The 19,463-nt window shown below is 39.5% G+C and carries 18 protein-coding genes; 12 read left to right on the plus strand and 6 right to left on the minus strand.

Features of this window, described 5'->3' with window-relative positions; genetic code table 11:
- Positions 1-94: 94 nt before the first annotated feature.
- The 3 genes from carB to H562_RS0113445 form a co-directional block, all read right to left on the minus strand.
- Positions 95-3,280 (minus strand): carbamoyl-phosphate synthase large subunit, encoded by a 3,186-nt coding sequence (gene carB, locus H562_RS0113435; RefSeq protein WP_027377975.1) that lies wholly within the window; start codon positions 3,278-3,280, stop codon positions 95-97.
- Positions 3,281-3,282: 2 nt separating this feature from the next.
- Positions 3,283-4,371 (minus strand): carbamoyl phosphate synthase small subunit, encoded by a 1,089-nt coding sequence (locus H562_RS0113440; protein WP_027377976.1) that lies wholly within the window; start codon positions 4,369-4,371, stop codon positions 3,283-3,285.
- 139 nt (positions 4,372-4,510) lie between these two features.
- Positions 4,511-5,407 carry an aspartate carbamoyltransferase catalytic subunit gene (locus H562_RS0113445; protein ID WP_027377977.1) on the minus strand — a complete coding sequence of 299 codons (897 nt, stop codon included), beginning with the start codon at positions 5,405-5,407 and terminating at the stop codon, positions 4,511-4,513.
- A 416-nt stretch (positions 5,408-5,823) separates the two neighbouring features.
- On the opposite strand from H562_RS0113445, the gene acs reads away from it, so the two are divergent.
- The 9 genes from acs (at position 5,824) to fsa (ending at position 15,242) form a co-directional block, all read left to right on the plus strand.
- Positions 5,824-7,731, plus strand: a complete 1,908-nt coding sequence (gene acs, locus H562_RS0113460; RefSeq protein WP_027377978.1) for an acetate--CoA ligase — start codon at positions 5,824-5,826, stop codon at positions 7,729-7,731.
- Positions 7,732-8,264: 533 nt separating this feature from the next.
- Positions 8,265-9,404: an NAD(P)/FAD-dependent oxidoreductase gene (locus H562_RS0113465; RefSeq protein WP_027377979.1), complete on the plus strand. Its 1,140-nt coding sequence runs from the start codon at positions 8,265-8,267 to the stop codon at positions 9,402-9,404.
- Positions 9,404-10,120, plus strand: a complete 717-nt coding sequence (locus H562_RS0113470) for a methyltransferase domain-containing protein (protein ID WP_027377980.1) — start codon at positions 9,404-9,406, stop codon at positions 10,118-10,120. Before H562_RS0113465 ends, H562_RS0113470 begins: the two co-directional genes overlap by 1 nt.
- 58 nt (positions 10,121-10,178) lie before the next feature.
- Complete coding sequence (locus H562_RS0113475; protein WP_027377981.1) at positions 10,179-11,231, plus strand: type III polyketide synthase; 1,053 nt, start codon at positions 10,179-10,181, stop codon at positions 11,229-11,231.
- Positions 11,225-12,016 (plus strand): enoyl-ACP reductase FabI, encoded by a 792-nt coding sequence (locus H562_RS0113480; protein ID WP_027377982.1) that lies wholly within the window; start codon positions 11,225-11,227, stop codon positions 12,014-12,016. The genes H562_RS0113475 and H562_RS0113480 overlap by 7 nt, the downstream gene beginning before the upstream one ends.
- 229 nt (positions 12,017-12,245) lie before the next feature.
- Positions 12,246-12,674 carry a 3-hydroxyacyl-ACP dehydratase FabZ family protein gene (locus H562_RS0113485; RefSeq protein ID WP_027377983.1) on the plus strand — a complete coding sequence of 143 codons (429 nt, stop codon included), beginning with the start codon at positions 12,246-12,248 and terminating at the stop codon, positions 12,672-12,674.
- Between the two features lie 300 nt (positions 12,675-12,974).
- Entirely contained in the window at positions 12,975-14,249 is a 1,275-nt protein-coding gene (locus H562_RS0113490) for a beta-ketoacyl-[acyl-carrier-protein] synthase family protein (RefSeq protein WP_027377984.1), read from the plus strand.
- Between the two features lie 15 nt (positions 14,250-14,264).
- Complete coding sequence (locus tag H562_RS0113495) at positions 14,265-14,525, plus strand: acyl carrier protein (protein ID WP_027377985.1); 261 nt, start codon at positions 14,265-14,267, stop codon at positions 14,523-14,525.
- 63 nt (positions 14,526-14,588) lie between these two features.
- A complete protein-coding gene (gene fsa / locus H562_RS0113500) occupies positions 14,589-15,242 on the plus strand; it encodes a fructose-6-phosphate aldolase (RefSeq protein WP_027377986.1) in 654 nt (217 codons plus the stop codon).
- A 90-nt stretch (positions 15,243-15,332) separates the two neighbouring features.
- Here fsa and H562_RS0113505 read toward each other — a convergent pair whose 3' ends face one another.
- Positions 15,333-16,754 carry a T9SS type A sorting domain-containing protein gene (locus H562_RS0113505; RefSeq protein WP_027377987.1) on the minus strand — a complete coding sequence of 474 codons (1,422 nt, stop codon included), beginning with the start codon at positions 16,752-16,754 and terminating at the stop codon, positions 15,333-15,335.
- A gap of 185 nt (positions 16,755-16,939) precedes the next feature.
- On the minus strand, positions 16,940-17,116 hold the full coding sequence (locus H562_RS0113510; RefSeq protein ID WP_027377988.1) for a histone H1: 177 nt from the start codon (positions 17,114-17,116) through the stop codon (positions 16,940-16,942).
- 182 nt (positions 17,117-17,298) lie between these two features.
- Between H562_RS0113510 and H562_RS0113515 the strand changes: the two genes are divergently transcribed.
- Genes H562_RS0113515 through H562_RS0113525 form a run of 3 tightly spaced genes read left to right on the plus strand, consistent with a single transcriptional unit; the run spans position 17,299 to position 18,816 of the window.
- Positions 17,299-17,931: an NAD(P)H-dependent oxidoreductase gene (locus H562_RS0113515; RefSeq protein WP_027377989.1), complete on the plus strand. Its 633-nt coding sequence runs from the start codon at positions 17,299-17,301 to the stop codon at positions 17,929-17,931.
- 25 nt (positions 17,932-17,956) lie between these two features.
- Positions 17,957-18,394 (plus strand): MarR family winged helix-turn-helix transcriptional regulator, encoded by a 438-nt coding sequence (locus tag H562_RS0113520; protein ID WP_027377990.1) that lies wholly within the window; start codon positions 17,957-17,959, stop codon positions 18,392-18,394.
- Positions 18,394-18,816 carry an organic hydroperoxide resistance protein gene (locus H562_RS0113525; protein ID WP_027377991.1) on the plus strand — a complete coding sequence of 141 codons (423 nt, stop codon included), beginning with the start codon at positions 18,394-18,396 and terminating at the stop codon, positions 18,814-18,816. The genes H562_RS0113520 and H562_RS0113525 overlap by 1 nt, the downstream gene beginning before the upstream one ends.
- A 164-nt stretch (positions 18,817-18,980) precedes the next feature.
- Here H562_RS0113525 and H562_RS0113530 read toward each other — a convergent pair whose 3' ends face one another.
- Positions 18,981-19,457 (minus strand): hypothetical protein, encoded by a 477-nt coding sequence (locus H562_RS0113530; protein WP_156832011.1) that lies wholly within the window; start codon positions 19,455-19,457, stop codon positions 18,981-18,983.
- Positions 19,458-19,463: the final 6 nt, after the last annotated feature.

Genomic DNA, 19,463 nt, shown 5'->3' on the forward strand with positions numbered 1-19,463 from the left:
AATGAAAAGAAAAAAAAATGGCGAAGAATAAATCTTCGCCGGTAATGAGTTGGAAATCCTTCAAGGATTTAAAATCCTTGAAGGATTGAATAATTTACATCATCTCCATTTTAAAACTCATACTTTCGATGACTTTTAAAATCGCTTCCGCGGTATCCATCGATGTCAAACACGGAACTCCGTTTTCTACAGAAGTTCTGCGGATTTGGAATCCATCTCTTTCGGATTGTTTTCCTTTGGTCATAGTGTTTACAATGTATTGAACTTTTCCGGTTTGAATTAGATCGATCAAATTAATTTCCGGATTTTCTTCTATTTTATAACCGATTTTCGTTCGGACTCCGTGTTCCTCAAAATAATTGGCGGTTCCTTCTGTTGCCCAGATTTTAAAACCAATTTCCTGAAATCTTCTGGCCAGGTCGCATGCTTCGGCTTTATGTTTATCTGCAACCGTGAATAAAATTGCACCGTGTAAAGGAACTTTTCTTCCTGCTCCGATCAATCCTTTATATAAAGCTTTTTCTAAGGTAATGTCTTTTCCCATTACTTCTCCTGTAGATTTCATTTCCGGTCCGAGTGAAATATCAACTCTTGTCAGTTTTGAAAATGAGAAAACCGGAACTTTCACAAAAACTCCGTCTTTTACCGGAGCCAAGCCGTTTTTGTATCCTAAATCTTTTAATTTTTGACCTAAAATCGCTTTTGTAGCTAAGTTTGCCATTGGAATTTCGGTAATTTTAGACAAGAAAGGAACAGTTCTACTCGATCTTGGATTTACCTCAATCACATAAACTCCGCCTTGATAAAGAACATATTGAATATTCATTAGACCAATGACATTCAATCCTTTTGCTAATCTTTCGGTATAATCTATTAAAGTTGCGATCTGATCAGCGTTAATATTTTGCGGCGGATAAACTGCAATGGAATCTCCGGAATGTACTCCGGCTCTTTCGATATGTTCCATAATTCCGGGAATCACGACGGTTTCGCCATCGGAAATCGCGTCAACTTCAACTTCTTTCCCGGTTAAATATCGGTCAATTAAAATCGGATGTTCAGAATTTTCTTTCACCGCATTCGTCATATAATGAGCGAGTTCCATTTCATCATATACAATTTCCATTGCTCTACCTCCCAAAACATAACTCGGACGAACCAAAACCGGAAATCCGATTTCATTAGCAATAATTAATGCCTCTTCCTTCGTAAAACAGGTTTTTCCTAAAGGTTGCGGAATTCCCATTTCCTGAAGTGCAGCTTCAAATTTATTCCTGTTTTCGGCGCGGTCTAAATCTTCCAGAGAAGTTCCTAAAATCTGAACGCCGTAAGAAGCCAGTTTATCCGCTAAATTAATGGCGGTTTGTCCACCAAATTGCACTACGACACCTTTTGGTTTTTCCAGATCGATGATATTCATTACATCTTCTTCCGTTAAAGGTTCAAAATATAATTTATCGGAAATGGAAAAATCCGTGGAAACCGTTTCCGGATTATTGTTAATGATGATGGCTTCGTAACCCAATTCTTTGATCGCCCAAACAGAATGAACAGTGGCGTAATCGAACTCGACACCTTGTCCGATCCGAATTGGACCGGAACCGAGAACGATGATTTTTTCTTTATCTGAGGGAACACTTTCATTTTCTTCTTCGTAAGTTCCGTAGAAATATGGGGTTTCACTTTCAAATTCTGCGGCGCACGTATCGACCATCTTATAAACCGGCATTACTCCGTTTTCTTTCCTGAATTCGAAAATTTCCTTTTGAGTGGAATTCCATAAAGTTGCGATGCTTAAATCTGAAAAACCCAGTTTTTTTGCCTCAATTAAAATATGTTTTTTGAATGCGTTTGCCGCAATTACTTTTTCAAAATCGATGAGTTTTTTAATTTTCCAGATGAAGAATTTATCAATTTTGCTCCACTCTACAATTTTTTCCCAGTCGTAACCACGTCGCAAAGCATCACCGATAATGAATAAACGCTCGTCATCACAAATACGGATTCTTCTTTCGATTTCTTCTTCGGTTAAAGCTGCGGCGTCTTTTGATTTTAAACCAATATGTCTTAAACCAGTTTCCAAAGAACGAATGGCTTTTTGCAAAGATTCTTCAAAATTTCTTCCGATTGCCATCACTTCACCTGTTGCTTTCATTTGGGTAGAAAGTCGGCGATCTGCAGTTTCAAATTTATCGAAGGGAAAACGTGGAAATTTTGTCACCACATAATCCAAAGCAGGCTCAAAACAGGCGTAAGAAGTTCCCGTTACGGGATTCATGATTTCATCTAAAGTTAAACCAACCGCAATTTTTGCAGCAATTTTTGCAATCGGATAACCGGTTGCTTTACTTGCCAAAGCCGATGACCGCGAAACTCTTGGATTTACTTCAATAATATAATAATCGTAAGAATTAGGATCTAAAGCCAACTGAACATTACATCCTCCTTCAATTCCTAAAGCGCGAATAATTTTTAAGGAAGAATTTCTCAACATTTGATATTCCCGATCCGACAAAGTCTGCGAAGGCGCAACAACAATAGAATCTCCGGTATGAATTCCGACCGGATCGATATTTTCCATATTACAGACGACGATGGCGTTGTCGTTTTTATCGCGCATCACTTCGTATTCAATTTCTTTGAAACCAGCGATGGATTTTTCGATCAAACATTGACGAACAGGACTGTATTTGAGACCGAAACTTGTAATTTCTTTCAGTTCCTCATCATTATTTGCGATTCCGCCTCCAGTTCCGCCCATCGTAAAAGCCGGACGAACAATAACGGGATAACCTATTTTTTCCGCGAATTTTAAAGCGCCTTCAACATCATTTACAATATCAGAATCCGGAACAGGTTCGTTTAATTCGTGCATTAAATTACGGAACAAATCACGGTCTTCCGCTTGATTGATGGCGGAAAGTTTAGTTCCCAAAACTTCCACTTTACATTCCTCTAAAATGCCGGAATTTTGCAATTCTACGGCCATATTCAATCCAGTTTGTCCACCTAAAGTTGGCAAAAGTGCATCCGGACGTTCTTTGCGAATAATATGACTTACAAATTCAAGAGAAATCGGTTCAATGTAAACCTTGTCGGCAATTTCTACATCGGTCATAATCGTTGCGGGATTTGAGTTAATGAGAATTACTTTGTAGCCTTCTTCTCTCAAAGATAAGCAAGCCTGCGTTCCTGCGTAATCAAATTCTGCAGCCTGTCCGATGATGATTGGACCACTTCCGATAACGAGGATTGTTTTTATATCTGTACGTTTTGCCATCTTTACTTAGATAATTTTTTAGATTTAAATTCTTCCATTAACTCAATAAATTCATCAAACAAATAATTTGCATCTTCCGGTCCCGGACTTGCTTCCGGATGGTATTGAACAGAAAAGCAAGGATGAATTTTATGTTTCAAACCTTCGTTTGTTCGGTCATTCAAGGCGATGTGCGTTTCTTCTAAATCGGTGTTCGTCAAAGATTTCTGATCGACAGCATAACCGTGATTTTGTGAGGTGATCGCGACTTTATTTTTCTTCAGATCCAACACAGGATGATTTCCACCACGATGTCCGAATTTTAATTTAAAAGTTCTGGCACCACATGCTAAGGCAATCAACTGATGTCCCAAACAGATTCCAAAAATGGGAACTTTACCTAAAAGTTTCTGAATCATTTCGATAGCACCTTTTACATCTTCCGGATCTCCGGGACCGTTGGAAAGCATAACTCCATCCGGATTGATCAACAGAATTTCTTCCGCGGTAGTATCCTGAGAAACTACGATAACGTCGCAATCTCTCTGAGCGAGTTCACGTAAAATCCCGAGTTTTGAACCGTAATCAACTAAGACCACTTTCAAACCTCTTCCCGGATTTGCATACGGTGTTTTGGTAGAAACCTGGGCAACCTGATCGGTGGCTAAAACAGAGGCTTTTAAATTTTCGATTACTAAATTTTCATCAGCATCTTCATTTACTATTTTACCTTTTACAACGCCTGAATTTCGAAGAACTCTGGTTAATCTTCTGGTATCGATTCCTGAGATTCCGGAAAGATTTCGCTTTTGGAAAAATTCGTCCAGATCCATTTGAGTTCTAAAGTTTGATGGAAAATCACAGACTTCTTTTACGATCAAACCTTTTATTGCAGGTTCGATACACTCAAAATCGTCGCGGTTAATTCCGTAATTTCCGATGAGCGGATAGGTCATACAAACGATTTGCCCGCAGTAGGAAGGATCGGAAATCAATTCCTGATAACCGGTCATTCCGGTATTGAAAACGATTTCGCCTTCAATGTCCTGCTCGGCTCCGAAACCTTTTCCGTGGAACACTTCGCCGGATTCTAATATTAATTTCTTTTTCATTTTTGTTTTTTTGATTGAGAACAATGATCCATGAACCAAGATGCAAGGCCTTTGACTTGTTTTAACTTTCCGTCAATTGTCAACTGTCAATTATTAACTGTCGACTATTTGGCTCCTGGTTCCTTGTTCTGAAAGTCTTTTATTCAAACTCAAACCCCTTTGCTTCCAGCGCAGTCTTTAGAATTGCCATTCTGGCGAACACACCGTTTTCCATCTGTTTGAAAATTCGCGACCGTTTACATTCGACCAGTTCATCATCAATCTCTACGCCTCTGTTGATCGGAGCTGGGTGCATAATGACAGCCCCTTTTTTCATTGCTTTTTCGCGTTCCCTGGTCAGACCAAACTGCCTGTGGTATTTATCGGAAGAGAATTTTAACTTCTCAGTGCTTTCGTGCCTTTCGTGTTGAATTCTGAGGAGCATCAGAACATCGACTTCTTTAATCAGATCATCGATCGACAGATAAGTTCCGTTTATGATTGTGCCTTCGTCAAACCATTGTTCGGGACCGGAAAAGAAAACTTTCGCACCGAGTTTTCTCAGAACTTCGGCATTAGAATTTGCAACTCTGCTGTGTTTCACGTCGCCCACGATGCCTACTTTTAAACCTTCGAATTTGCCGAACTCCTGTTGAATGGTCATTAAATCCAAGATATTTTGAGAAGGATGGTTACCGGTTCCATCGCCGCCGTTGATGACCGCCATATCGATTCCCTCAAACTCATCGTAAAATTTTTCCTTTTTATGCCGGATCACACAAAGATCAATTCCGATGCTTTTCAGGGTTCTCACTGTGTCATATAGTGACTCGCCTTTATTTACTGAACTTGCGGAAATATCAAAAGGAACCACATTCAGCCCTAACTTTCTTTCGGCCACGTCGAAACTCGTTTTGGTTCTGGTACTGTCTTCAAAAAAAAGATTGGCCACATAAATTTCCTGTTTCGCCTTTAATACTTTGCCTTTGGAAAAAGCGTCGGCTTGCTGAAGCAATTTGTGAATTTTCTCAACGGATAGATCAGATGTTCTAAGCATAATTTTAATTTTTAATCAAAAAAAAACGAAGCCAAAAAAGCTTCGTTATCATAATAAATATCGGTGATGTCGGCATTGCTGCCCTTATGTAAATCGTCTAATGGAAATATTCTTTTCATTAATTGCAAAGATATTATTTTTTTGGAAACTACGGGTTTTTTTCCGGTTTAAATGAAGATAAATATAAAGATTGGTTGGCTGTGTCTGATAAAAATTGCTCTTAGCAGATGTCACTTTCAATTAAAATCGTAAATTTCGGGTAAGTGGAACCTCGGTTTTATAACCGCCCGTAACCAGCCCTGATAGCAGCGGATACCCCGCAGCAAGCGCGGGATAAAGCCCTGGCGCGAGGAGTATGAGCGGATAGCAGGTTCCCGGCTCCTGATAAAACATTAAGATTAAAATACGGATAGACTATGAAAAATTACGTGATCGATGACTTACCGCATTACTTTAAGCAGTACAAAAAGTCGATAAAAAATCCGAAAAAGTTTTGGGATAAAGTGGCCGATGAGAATTTTGTGTGGTATCAGCGGTGGTCCAAAGTGGTGGACTACAATATGGAAGACGCTAAAATTCAGTGGTTTAAAAATGCAAAACTTAATATCACGAAGAACTGTATCGACCGCCATCTGAATGAGCGCGGCGATAAAACAGCGATTATTTTTGAGCCGAATGATCCGAAAGAAGAGGCGCAACATATTTCGTACAGCGAATTGCGCGACCGCGTTTGTAAAATGGCAAATGTGCTGCGTGATCAGGGCATAGAAAAAGGCGACCGTGTGTGCATTTATTTACCAATGATTCCGGAATTGGCCGTGACGATGTTGGCCTGTGCAAGATTGGGCGCGGTTCACTCTGTTATTTTTGCCGGATTTTCGGCAAATGCTGTGGAATCCAGGGTTAACGATTGTGGAGCGAAAATGATCATCTGTTCGGACGGAAGTTACCGCGGTGCGAAATCGATCGATCTGAAAGGAATTATTGACGAAGCAGTAGAAAAATGCCCGACTGTTGAAAAAGTTCTGGTAGTAAAGAGAACTGGCGGCGAGGTGAAAATGAAGGAAGGAAGAGATCTTTGGTTGGCACCGCTGTATGAAAAAGCACCTTCCGATTTTATTTCGGTGATTATGGATGCAGAAGATCCTTTGTTTATTTTATACACTTCGGGCTCTACCGGTAAACCCAAAGGAATGTTGCATACCACGGCAGGATTTATGGTTTACACGGCATATACTTTCAAAAATGTATTCAATTACAAAGAAAACGATATTTACTGGTGTACAGCGGATATTGGCTGGATTACGGGACATTCTTACATTTTATACGGACCGCTGGCCAATGGTGCAACGACGGTTATTTTTGAAGGCGTTCCTACTTACCCGGAACCGGACCGTTTCTGGGAAGTGATTGAAAAACATAAAGTTACGCAATTTTATACGGCTCCGACGGCGATCCGTGCCTTGGCAAAAGAATCGTACGAATGGGTTGAGAAACACGATTTGTCGAGTTTAAGAATAATTGGCTCGGTTGGTGAACCAATTAATGACGAAGCGTGGCACTGGTATAATGATCATGTGGGCAAGAAAAAATGTCCAATTGTTGATACGTGGTGGCAGACTGAAACCGGAGGAATTATGATCTCGCCATTGCCGTTTATCACGCCGACAAAACCGACTTATGCGACTTTGCCATTGCCGGGAATTCAGCCCGTTTTAATGGATGATAAAAGAAATGAAATTACCGGAAATCAAGTAGATGGGAATCTATGCATCCGTTTTCCGTGGCCTGGAATTGCACGGACAATCTGGGGTGATCATCAACGATATAAGGAAACTTATTTCACTGCTTTCCCTGGGAAATATTTCACCGGCGATGGCGCCTTGAGAGATGAAGTTGGTTATTACCGGATTACCGGACGTGTTGACGACGTGATCATTGTTTCCGGACATAATTTGGGAACTGCACCGATTGAAGACAGCGTAAACCTTCACCCGGCGGTGGCAGAATCCGCGATTGTCGGTTATCCGCATGATGTAAAAGGAAGTGCGCTTTATGGTTTTGTAATGTTGAAAGATACGGGAGAAAGCCGTGATAAGGACAACCTGCGAAAAGAGATCAACAATCTGATTGCCGAAACCATCGGGCCAATCGCAAAACTCGATAAAATACAGTTTGTTTCAGCCTTGCCGAAAACCCGTTCCGGGAAAATTATGCGGCGTATTCTGAGAAAAATTGCAGAAGGTGATTTTGCCAATTTCGGTGATACTTCTACGCTGTTGAATCCGGAGATTGTGGAGGAGATTAAGGATGAGAAAATCTGATTTGATGATGTGTTGATTTGAGAATTCGTTGATGAAAATACAACATCTATTTATGCTTGAACCTTGCGGAAACGTGAGGTTTTTTGTTATTATTTTTAACCGCAAAATATACCATAGAAATTTGGAGGAATATTTAGATGTTCAAAAGATTGCATTAGAATCGTGGAAGAATTCACCATTAAGGCTTTGGTTAAGGAGTTAAGTTTCTTTAAGATTCCTTACAAAAATCAGATTCCGCACCAACCTTTAGTGAACCTTGCATCTACTTGAAACTGATGTGACTCATGTGTTAAAGAGAATCTGCTAAATCTGCGACAGAATAATCTTAAATTTTTTACCATTAAAAATCACGAAAAAGTTAAGTTCATTAAGAATTCTTTCGGGAATTGAAAACTAATGTGTCCTTTTCGGGGTATTGCTTTTGAACTTAAACTTATGTGTTTAAAAATTAAATTGTAGAATCAAACTTTTGTGCCTTTGTGGTTATTAAAAAAATTTCGTGGTTTAAAATTTACTACATTTAAATAAAAAAATTGAAGAATTCAAATTGCAATACCGAAGTCATCATCATTGGTGGCGGTTTAGCAGGTTTAACGAGTGCAATTCACCTTTCGAAAGCGGGGGCTGAAGTGACTGTTATCGAAAAGAATTCTTACCCAAAACACAAAGTCTGCGGCGAATATATTTCCAATGAAGTCCTTCCCTATTTTGACTGGTTGGGAATTAATATTGAAGAATTAAAACCAACGCACGTTTCCACATTACAGTTTTCATCAGAATCCGGCCGAACTATTGAAACCAAACTTCCGCTGGGTGGATTTGGGATCAGCAGATACACTTTGGATCATGCACTTTATTTAAAAGCCCTTTCACAAAATTGCGAGATTATTGAAGACCAGGTGAATGAAGTTATTTTTAAAGATGATTACTTTGAAGTTAAATTAGCCTCCGGCAAAACGCTCACGGCAGCAGTCGCATTGGGTGCTTTTGGAAAAAGGTCAAATCTGGATTTAAAAATGCACCGGAATTTTATCGCGCAAAAATCGCCCTGGCTTGCGGTAAAATCCCATTATAGAGGTGAATTTAAAAACGACGTTGTGGGTTTGCACAATTTTAAAGGTGGATATTGCGGTGTTTCAAAAGTTGAAAATGATCTGCTGAATATCTGCTATTTAACAAATTTTGAATCATTTAAAAAATTTAAAAATATTGAAGAATTTCAGCAAAAAGTAGTTTCTCAAAATCCACATTTAAAAAATATTCTGGAAAATTCCACCTCTTGTTTTGAAAAACCCTTGACAATAAGTCAGATTAACTTTGACAAAAAAGAAAATGTCGAAAACCATATTTTAATGATGGGCGACACCGCAGGATTAATTCATCCGCTCTGCGGAAACGGCATGGCAATGGCAATTCACAGCGCGAAACTGGCATCAGAACAGGTCGCGAAATTTATTACAAAAGAAATTACAAGGAGCCAAATGGAAAAAAACTATACCCAGAACTGGAATAAAAATTTTAAAAACAGGTTAAGGTTCGGACGTTTTCTGGGTGCAATTTTCGAGAACAGCCGGTTATCGGAAGTGCTTACAGATTTTATCACCTACTTTCCTTTTTTACTCCCGGTTATCATTAAAAATACGCACGGCAAAAAAATTGCTGTAAAATGCTGATGGCTTTAGACACGACTCACCGCACTGATCTGGAAGAATCGATGGACGATTTTTCAATGGATAACGATGCACTTGTTACCGCGCTCGATGATATTTCCAAAATCAACCAACTTCTGGGCGGCAATTCCGTGACTTTAAATGGCGTGAAATATTTACTTAAAAATGTGCCCGCAGATACGGAGGTTACAATAATTGATTTTGGTTGTGGCAGTGGCGATATGCTTCGCATGCTGTCTTATTATGCCAGTCGCAATCAATTAAACTTCCGGCTGATAGGAATTGATGCCAACGAAGCCACGATCCGGCACGCCCGAAAATGTTCTGAAGGTTTTGATAATATTTCTTATCTCGCAGAAGATATTTTTCATTACGATTTTTCAAAAAACAATATCGATATTGCGCTGATTACACTTACTTTACATCATTTTAAGGATGAAGGGATTGTCAGAATTATGAAAGTTCTGTTTTCACTTGTGAAAAAAGGCATCGTGGTGAATGATCTGCATCGCAGTAAGATCGCATACCGGCTTTTTCAGGCAATTATCTTTATATTTAGGCTGGATAAAATGACGGCCGATGATGGTTTGATCTCCATCCTGCGCGGCTTTAAAAAAGAAGATTTGACCAAATATTCCAAAAACCTGAATTTTAAAAATTACAGTATCAGATGGAAATGGGCTTTCAGGTATCAGTGGATCATCGAAAAAAATAATTAAAAAAAAGGTACAGATAACTTTCCGCAAGGTCCTGGACAAGTGTACCGCACAATGATATATGAGCGTAAAAATAGTTACAGTTGCCAAACAGCTGCCGAAACATTCCCGCAAAACTGCTGAAGTTTTACCTTTTCTGGACCAGTGGCTTGCCGGCCAGGAAAGCCGTTTTGTGCGCAAAGTCAAAAAGATCTTTGAAGGTGCTGCAGTTGATGAACGGTATTCCATCATGGATCCGGTTGAAGTTTTCACTGCTACCTCTTTTGAAGAAAAAAATGATATTTATGCGCGCGAAGTGGTGACCCTCGGCGAAAAAGTTTTAGATAAAGCATTAAAGAAAGCCAACTGGGAACCACAGTCGCTGGATTATATCATCACAGTAAGCTGCACCGGAATTATGATTCCCTCGCTCGATGCTTATCTCATCAATAAGTTAAATTTACGCCAGGATATAGTTAGATTACCCGTTACAGAAATGGGTTGTGCCGCCGGAGTTTCCGGAATTATCTATGCTAAAAATTTTCTGCAGGCCAACCCGGGAAAACGCGCCGCCGTAATTGCGGTAGAAAGTCCGACTGCCACTTTTCAGCTGACAGATTTTTCGATGGCGAATATTGTAAGTGCTGCAATTTTTGGCGACGGAGCAGCTTGTGTCCTGCTTTCTTCGGATGAAGATGCGGAAGGTCCTGAGATCGTTGCCGAAGAAATGTATCATTTTTATGATAATGAACATATGATGGGTTTTAAACTGACAAATTCGGGTTTGCAGATGATCTTGGATATCGAAGTTCCGGATACGATCGGGACACATTTTCCGGAAATTATTCACCCTTTTCTGGCGAAAAGTAATTTAGAGATTAATGATATCGACCACTTAATTTTTCATCCCGGCGGAAAAAAGATCGTTCAGATGGTTGAAGGTTTATTTTCCGAATTAGGAAAAAATATTGATATGACTAAAGAAGTGCTGCGCCTGTACGGCAATATGTCAAGCGCCACCGTACTTTATGTTTTAGAAGAAATTATGAATCAAAATCCGCAAAAAGGTGACAAAGGTCTGATGCTGAGTTTTGGACCTGGATTTTCTGCACAAAGAGTTTTACTGCAATGGTAAAAAGATTTGAGAATACAGATTTTTGGGCATTGATCCTGGGCGGAAGTTCAGGATTAGGTTTAGCTTCTGCAAAAAAACTGGCTTCAGAAGGAATGAACATCTGCATTATTCACCGCAATGCCCGTGCAGAATTGGAAGTCATTAATAAAGAATTTTCGTTGATCCAGGACCAAAACATCAGATTTTTAAGCCTAAACAAAGATGCGCTGAATCTTCAGCATCAGCAGGATATTTTAGCGGAATTGAAACAAGCTTTAGCTTCGGGCGGGAAAATTCGGTGTCTCTTACACAGTATCGCAAAAGGAAATTTAAAACCTATGACTGGTGACGATTGCCTTTCTGCAGATGATTTCAGCATTACACTTCAGGCGATGGCCACAAGTTTATACGACTGGACAAAGTTGATTTTTAGCGAAAGGCTTTTTGCAGAAGATGCAAGAATTCTGGCATTCACCAGCGAAGGGAGTACAAGACCGATCAACAGCTACGGCGCGGTTTCCGCTGCAAAAGCCGCTTTGGAAGCAATTAGCAGAAACATTGCTTTGGAATTTGCATCGTTTGGACTACGATCAAACTGCATTCAGGCAGGCGTGACGGATACCCGGTCGCTACAGATGATTCCGGGAAGTGAGCAAATAAAAGAGCATACCCAAAAACGCAACCCTTTCCACCGGTTAACTGAGCCCGATGATGTGGCAAATGTGGTCAGTCTTTTATGTACAGATGAAGCAGCCTGGATCAACGGTTGCATAATTCCCGTCGATGGCGGCGAACATTTGTGTTAGATTCTTTGCAACATATGTTAGACAATAGATGATAGATGATAGATGATAGATGTTAGATTTGTGATGAATGTTGAATTATGAATGATGATTATGGATTATGAATTGTTACTGAGTATAAATTTTTGATGAAAAGAATCTCATTTTTAATTATTAATTATTAATTTTTAATTATTGACTGTAATTAACAATTTACAGCCTCGATAAGCTTATAAAAAAAACAAAGAAAAAGTTGGACACAACAGAAATTATCGAAAAACTACCTTACTCGGCGCCATTTTTATTCGTGGATGATCTGTTGCGTGTGGATGAAAACGGCGTGACCGGCATTTTTACTTTTAAAGAAAGTTCCGGTTTTTATAAAGGTCATTTTAAAAATAATCCGGTTACTCCAGGTGTGATCTTAACAGAAACAATGGCACAAATTGGTGTTGTTTGTCTCGGGATCTTTTTGATTGGCAACGATTTAACTGCGAAAAGTCAGATTGGGTTAACATCTACAGAAATCGAATTTCTAAAACCGGTTTTTCCGGGTGAAAAAGTCACAGTCATTTCGGAGAAAATTTATTTTAGATTTAATAAATTAAAATGCAAAGTCAAAATGCTGAATGTACAATCCCAAATCGTCTGTGAAGGTCATATCGCGGGAATTATCAAGTAGTTTTTTAATAATAGAAAAATATGCAGCAAAGTCTTTGCGGACAGATTCCACAGATTTGCACCGATATCATGCAACGAAATTAATGTGAGCTAAAATGTATGCTGCCTGATTTCGAGCACAGATTGCACAGATTTTCATGGATTTCGTGGAGAAAGAATTACCGACCCTGAGAAAACAGGTACAAATTGCTTTAGCGAAATTATCCATACAGATTAAAATTATTTAAAGTTAGCATTTAAAAATCTATGAAAAGCCGTGGAAATCGGTGCGAAAGTCACACCAAATAGCAACTAAAAAATTATGAAAGGAAAAAGGGTCGTCATTACAGGTTTAGGCGTTGTTGCACCAAATGGTGTTGGCTTGGAAGATTTCTGTGTGGCTTTAAAAGAAGGCCGTTCCGGAATAAGCTTCGATCAACAATTAGCAGATTTGCAGTTTTCCTGTCAGGTTTCGGGGACGCCACCTATTGACAAAGAAAATTTACAAAAATATTTCACCGACTTAGAACTGAGGAATTTTAATTCAACAGGAATTTTGTACGGCGTGATTGCAGGTTTAGATGCCTGGCAAGATGCAGGTCTGGAGATATCAGAACGTGCAGATCCGGATTGGGAAAGTGGAACGATCTTCGGCACAGGAACCTCCGGCGTCGAAAAATTTCGTGAAAGTATTTACAAAATCGATGCGCTGCAAACCCGAAGGCTGGGAAGTACAGCTGTTTCGCAGACGATGAACAGCGGCATTTCCGCATATCTGGGCGGCAAATTAGGTTTGGGAAACCAGGTCACCACAAATTCTTCCGCGTGTACAACCGGTACAGAAAGTATTATTATGGCTTTTGACCGTATAAAATCCGGCAAGGCAAAACGTATTCTGGCAGGTAGCACAAGTGATTCAGGACCTTATATCTGGGCCGGTTTCGACGCTATAAAAGTGTGTACTTTCAAATCGAACCAGCAGCCGGAGAAGGCTTCCCGGCCGATGAGTGCTTCTGCAGCGGGTTTTGTTCCCGGAAGTGGCGCCGGCGCTTTGGTAATCGAAGATCTGGAATCTGCGTTGGCGCGAAATGCAAAAATCTATTGTGAAATTCTGGGCGGAAACATTAATTCAGGTGGGCAGCGCGGCGGTGGAAGTATGACTGCACCAAATTCCGCGGCCGTAAAAAAGTGTGTGCAGGATGCGATCCTGGAGGCAGGAATTAAAGCAGACGATATCGATTATATAAGCGGTCATTTAACTGCCACTGCAAAAGATGCTGCCGAAATTCAGAACTTATCTGAAGCTTTGAAGCGCTCAGGGAAAGATTTTCCATACATCAATTCATTGAAGGCATTGACAGGACACTGCCTTTCCGCAGCTGGCAGTATAGAAGCTGTTGCAACTGTTTTACAGGTATCTGAAAATTTTGTCGCGCCAAACATCAACTGCGAAGATCTGAATCCAGAGATCGGTCAGTTCATTGACGCGGCGTGTATTCCGCAAAAACTACTAAAAGCAGACATCAACTTTGCGGCAAAAGTAAGTTTTGGCTTTGGAGATGTAAACGGATGTGCTATCTTTAAAAAATATTCTTAAAATTAAAATCACATAATGAACCGAGAAGAAGCCATTAAAAAATTAAAGGAAATTGTAAAGCCTTATGTAAAAAACGGAGAAGGTTTAGCAGATATTTCCGAAGATACTGATTTCATCAATGATCTGAATATCAACTCTGCCAATCTGGTCGATGTAGTTCTGGATGTGGAAGAAGCTTTTGATATTGAAATCGATGCAGATTCAATGGAAAAGATGCGCGATGTAAGATCTGCATTGGCAGTTATTGAAGAAAAACTGTCAGCGAAAGAAGATTAATCCTTCGCCCTTTAATTAAAGATGTAAGGAAAGTATCTTACCTTTGCACAAACAAAAATCAATATGAAATTTTTTATCGACACGGCAAACCTTGCGCAAATAAAAGAAGCACAGGAACTCGGAATTTTAGATGGTGTTACGACCAATCCATCGCTAATGGCTAAGGAAGGAATCAGCGGAAAAGAGGCGATCCTTAACCGTTACAAAACCATTTGCGAAATTGTTGACGGTGATATTTCTGCCGAAGTTTTAAGCACCAGTTATGATGAAATGATCAAAGAAGGTGAAGAACTCGCCGCAATTCACCCGAACATCGTAGTGAAAATACCAATGATCAAAGACGGAATTAAAGCTCTAAAATATTTTTCAAACAAAGGAATTAAAACCAACTGTACTTTAATATTCTCTGCCGGTCAGGCTTTATTGGCAGCCAAAGCAGGCGCAAATTATGTTTCTCCGTTCCTCGGAAGGTTAGATGATATTTCCGTTGACGGAATGAATTTAATTGAAGAAATCCGGATTATTTTTGATAATTATATGTTCGATACAGAAATTCTTGCTGCATCGATCCGTTCGCCAATGCACATCATCAACTGTGCAAAGATCGGCGCAGATGTAGTAACGTCGCCGTTACCGTCAATCCTGAATTTGCTTAACCACCCGTTGACCGACAAGGGTTTGGAACAGTTCGTAGCTGATGCAAAAAAGATGGGCTAGAACCGCATTCAATAAAATAAATAAAACCGTCTGAAATTCAGGCGGTTTTTTTGAAGTTAAAAGTTCCGGTTTAATGCGCTGTACAGAAAACTAGTTCTTGATCAGTTTTTTCGAAAAGACAGTACCGTCTTTCATATCGATTTTTAAAATATAATTGCCGCGCAGGAGGTTGGCGGTGCTCATATAATTTGGGTTTTTGGAGGCCAACACCATCCGTCCTTCCGTATTGTACAGCGCAAATCCGGCTGCATTCTCAACATTTTTAATGCGCAGGAAATCCTTAAGCGGATTTTCAACTTCGATACTTTTAAGGGTGACAGCTGCTGTTGAAAGGCGCTCATCAACGACCGTAAACTTTTCAATTTTTACCTGCTCAGGATTTTGTCCGTCCGCAGGAACAATGGAGTTGACTAAAATATAGTTGTCTTTCACTTCAATTTCGTGTCCGGAAAGAAGTTTAAAATCACTGCGGCTGTTTATCATTAAGGAATTTCCCGATGTGGAATAGGCACTTATTGATTTCTGATCATCTTTCTGTTTAAGGACAAAAAATGAATTATCTGTAAAACCGGTGTCTAAAAATTGTTCATAATTTGCGGAAGACACGAAACCACTGCCATTAAAACCGGAATCAAGCTGCTCATTACGAATTACAACTAATCTGCTGAAATCAGGGAGCGGATAATTTTTGTACTCGAAAACGGAATATACGAGTCCTTCATTGGTCATCCTGGTCGAAACATTGGTCTTATTCTGCAATGTAACTCCATTATACTGGTGGCAAATCTTATCATTTAAATCCAAAACAGTATGGGCATTCAAAGCATTGATGTGATAGAATGAAAATACAGACGAGGAAAGTGAATTCACATCGCAGGTTGCAATTTTTCCGTTTGCAGACTGCCCGAGCGGAAAGTGATAGTCGTACTGTATTTCGCCGTTACCGGCATAACCGGTATCCAGTTTACCGTCGGCCGTATATTTTTTAGCATTTGTGCTGTTGGAATTGCTGACCACAAGACTTCTGTCGTCAAGAACCAAAACACTCAGCGACTGCGGGTTGGTACTTTCTGTGACTTCATTTATTACGCCGCTGTTTCCAAAAGTTAGGTCCGGGCTTCCGTTTGAATTAAACCGCAGAATTTTTGAATCTTCGTAGGTGTTGTAATCCGAAGGTTTCGGCCCGAAGCAGACGATGATCTTCTCACCCTGCAGCAATGCATTTACAAAATTATTCTGGTCAAACTGCAACCTGCCATTGTTCCCAAAAGTAGTGTCTAACTTTCCGTTGGGCCTGAGCTTTAAGATGTAACTTTTTATAGAAGTGTTGATGAGGAAAAGGATGGCATTATCCGGCAGGACCAGGACATTGCTTTGTAAAACAGTTTCGCCGGCAGTGAATCCGGTCGTAAATGTTCCGCCGGTGGCGAAGGAGTTGTCTCTTGAAAGAGTAATCTGAGGAAATATCTGAATACCGCATAGGATAAACAGAAAAAAAGTAAATTTTTTCATAGCATTTGTGTGTTCACAAATATAGAAATTTATTTACTTATAAAAAGAAGAAAAAAACTGCAGTTAAATACAACCTGAAAATCCGTTAAAAATTTCAACTGCATTTTCGTGCGCAGTTAATGTTAGATCGCGAAACCTAGAATGAAAAGCAAAAAAAAACCGACTGACAGCCGGCTTAAGAAGTCTTATTTCTTAGATTCTTCTACAGAAACTTTTCTGAAATCCTTGAACAGTTTGCTTAATTCCAAAGCTGCTTTACGGGCTCTTGTACCAGCTGCTTTGTTTCCTTTTTCCGCTTGTTGTGTAGATTCTGTGGTGAATGTTTCAAATTCTGCGTTGATTTTTTCAATAAGTTCTTTCATAAAAAATTAATTTAGTCTGCAAACTTAACATTTATGCGGGATTCAGCCTAATATCAACAGAAAAAATATCGATAATGTCGCATTTTAACAGCGATTTTTATAAAAAACGAAAAAAAACCCTTAATTATATTGTGTGCAATTTAATTGTTTACTATATTTGCGGTAGAAAATTATTAAAAGTTATGGCCTTATTAGAAGATTTAAAATGGAGACATGCTGTAAAGGCGTATGATCCTTCAAAAAAAGTATCGGAAGAGGATTTAAATAAAATACTGGAAGCCGCGAGGCTTGCGCCCACATCTTCTGGACTGCAGCCCTTCCGGGTTATTGTGGTTCAAAATCAGGAATTGAAAGAACTCATGGTTCAGGGCGCCCTTAACCCTGAGGTAATGAAAGACTCATCGCAGGTACTGGTTTTTGCCGCCTGGGATACTTATACGGAAGAGAAAATAGACAGGGTATACGATTATCATACCGAAGTACGGGACCTGCCGAAAGGAAGATTCAGCAGTTATACCGACAAACTGAAACAGATGTACGGCGCGCAGACAGCCGAAGAAAACTTTGCGCACACTGCCAGACAAACATATATTGCACTGGGACTGGCAATGGCGCAGGCTGCAGAACTTAAAATTGACAGTACGCCCGCTGAAGGCTTCAGCAATAAAGTTGTGGATGAAATATTAGGCTTAAGAGAGCTTGGCCTGAAAAGTGTCACGCTGCTCTATCTTGGTTACAGAGATCTTGAGAAAGATTATCTTTCGCACATGAAAAAAGTACGGATTCCTATGGAGGAATTCATCATTAAAAAATAAAGGAATACAATTATCCTTTTAAATTATGGAAAATCCCACGCCAAAACTGGGCGAACAGCTTTGCTTCCCCTTCTATCTCATCGCCAAAGAAATCACCGGTATGTACCGCCCGTTTTTGGAGGAACTGGATATTACCTACTCGCAATATTTGGTCATGATGGTTCTGTGGGAATTTGAAAGACTTACTGTGAACCAGATCGGTGAAAAGCTTTACCTGGACAGCGGAACGCTGACTCCCCTATTGAAAAGACTGGAGGCGAAGGAATATATCATCAGACACCGAAAAAAGGAAGACGAGCGCGTAGTTGAGGTTTTCCTGACGGATAAAGGCGATCAACTCCAAAAGCAGGCTTGTGCAATTCCGGGGAAAATGCAGGAAAAACTTAATTTATCGGAAAGTGACCTGCTGGAACTGAGAGAATCAGTCAATAAATTATTACAGATAATAGAAAAACAACAGTAATGAAAACATTATATACTACAAATGCAACCGCTAGAGGTGGTCGTGACGGACATGTAAAAAGTGAAAACGGAATTCTGGAATTGGACGTTAGAACTCCAAAATCACTGGGAGGAGCAAGTGACGATTTTGCTAATCCTGAAATGCTCTTTGCAGCAGGATATTCCGCATGTTTTGACAGCGCTTTAAATTTGGTCATTAAAAAATCAAAAATCAAAAGTGGTGAAACCACCGTGAAAGCAAAAGTGAGCATCGGCCAGCTCGAAAATGGCGGTTTTGGCTTAGCGGTTGAGCTGGATGTGAATGTTCCGGGTGTTTCTTTGGAAGAAGCTCAATCCTTAACAGAACAGGCACATCAGGTTTGTCCCTACTCCAATGCGACACGAAACAATATTGAAGTAAAACTTGCGGTAACCAATAATTAATTCAGTTGCACCGGTTTATTCAGAAACACATCATTATATATAGCAGATTGAATAGATTCTAAGATTTAATCGAAAGTAAAGACGGCACCACTTATTTAAGTTGTGTCGTTTTATTTTATTAATTCATCATTTCTTCGATCTTACACTGATAATATTAAGAATCTCTATTTTTTACCGAACAACTTGCTCAGTTGTCTTTCAGTGAATGCACCAGAAGTTTTCATAGATTTTTCACCTTTATCTATTAATTCACTTGCTTTCTCAAATTTAAAATTACCATAATAAGCGCCAAATGATTTGCCGAACTCAAGAATCATTTTACCTTCTGGAAATTGTAGAGTTACTGTTTCCTCTTTTTTAGTGGCAAAATGGTCCTTAAATATTTGATATATTTTTTCTAAGGTGTCAGGTTCAGTTGAAAACTCAAAAATATAATAACTTAAGTCCATACTATATGGATTTACATTCTGAAAATCGCGATACTCTATTTTTGCCTTTGTCTTATCTGTTCGCTCGTACAGAATAGTGTGTGCATAAACATTGCCTATCTTTTCCCAACTGTCAGATGAATCTGCAATCGTAAACTGTCCGAATGCTATTCCTGAAAAAATTAAGGAAAAGATTATAATTATTTTTTTCATAGTCAT

Origin of the sequence: Kaistella palustris DSM 21579 (genome assembly GCF_000422265.1) — a bacterium.
Taxonomy (GTDB): Bacteria; Bacteroidota; Bacteroidia; order Flavobacteriales; family Weeksellaceae; genus Kaistella; species Kaistella palustris.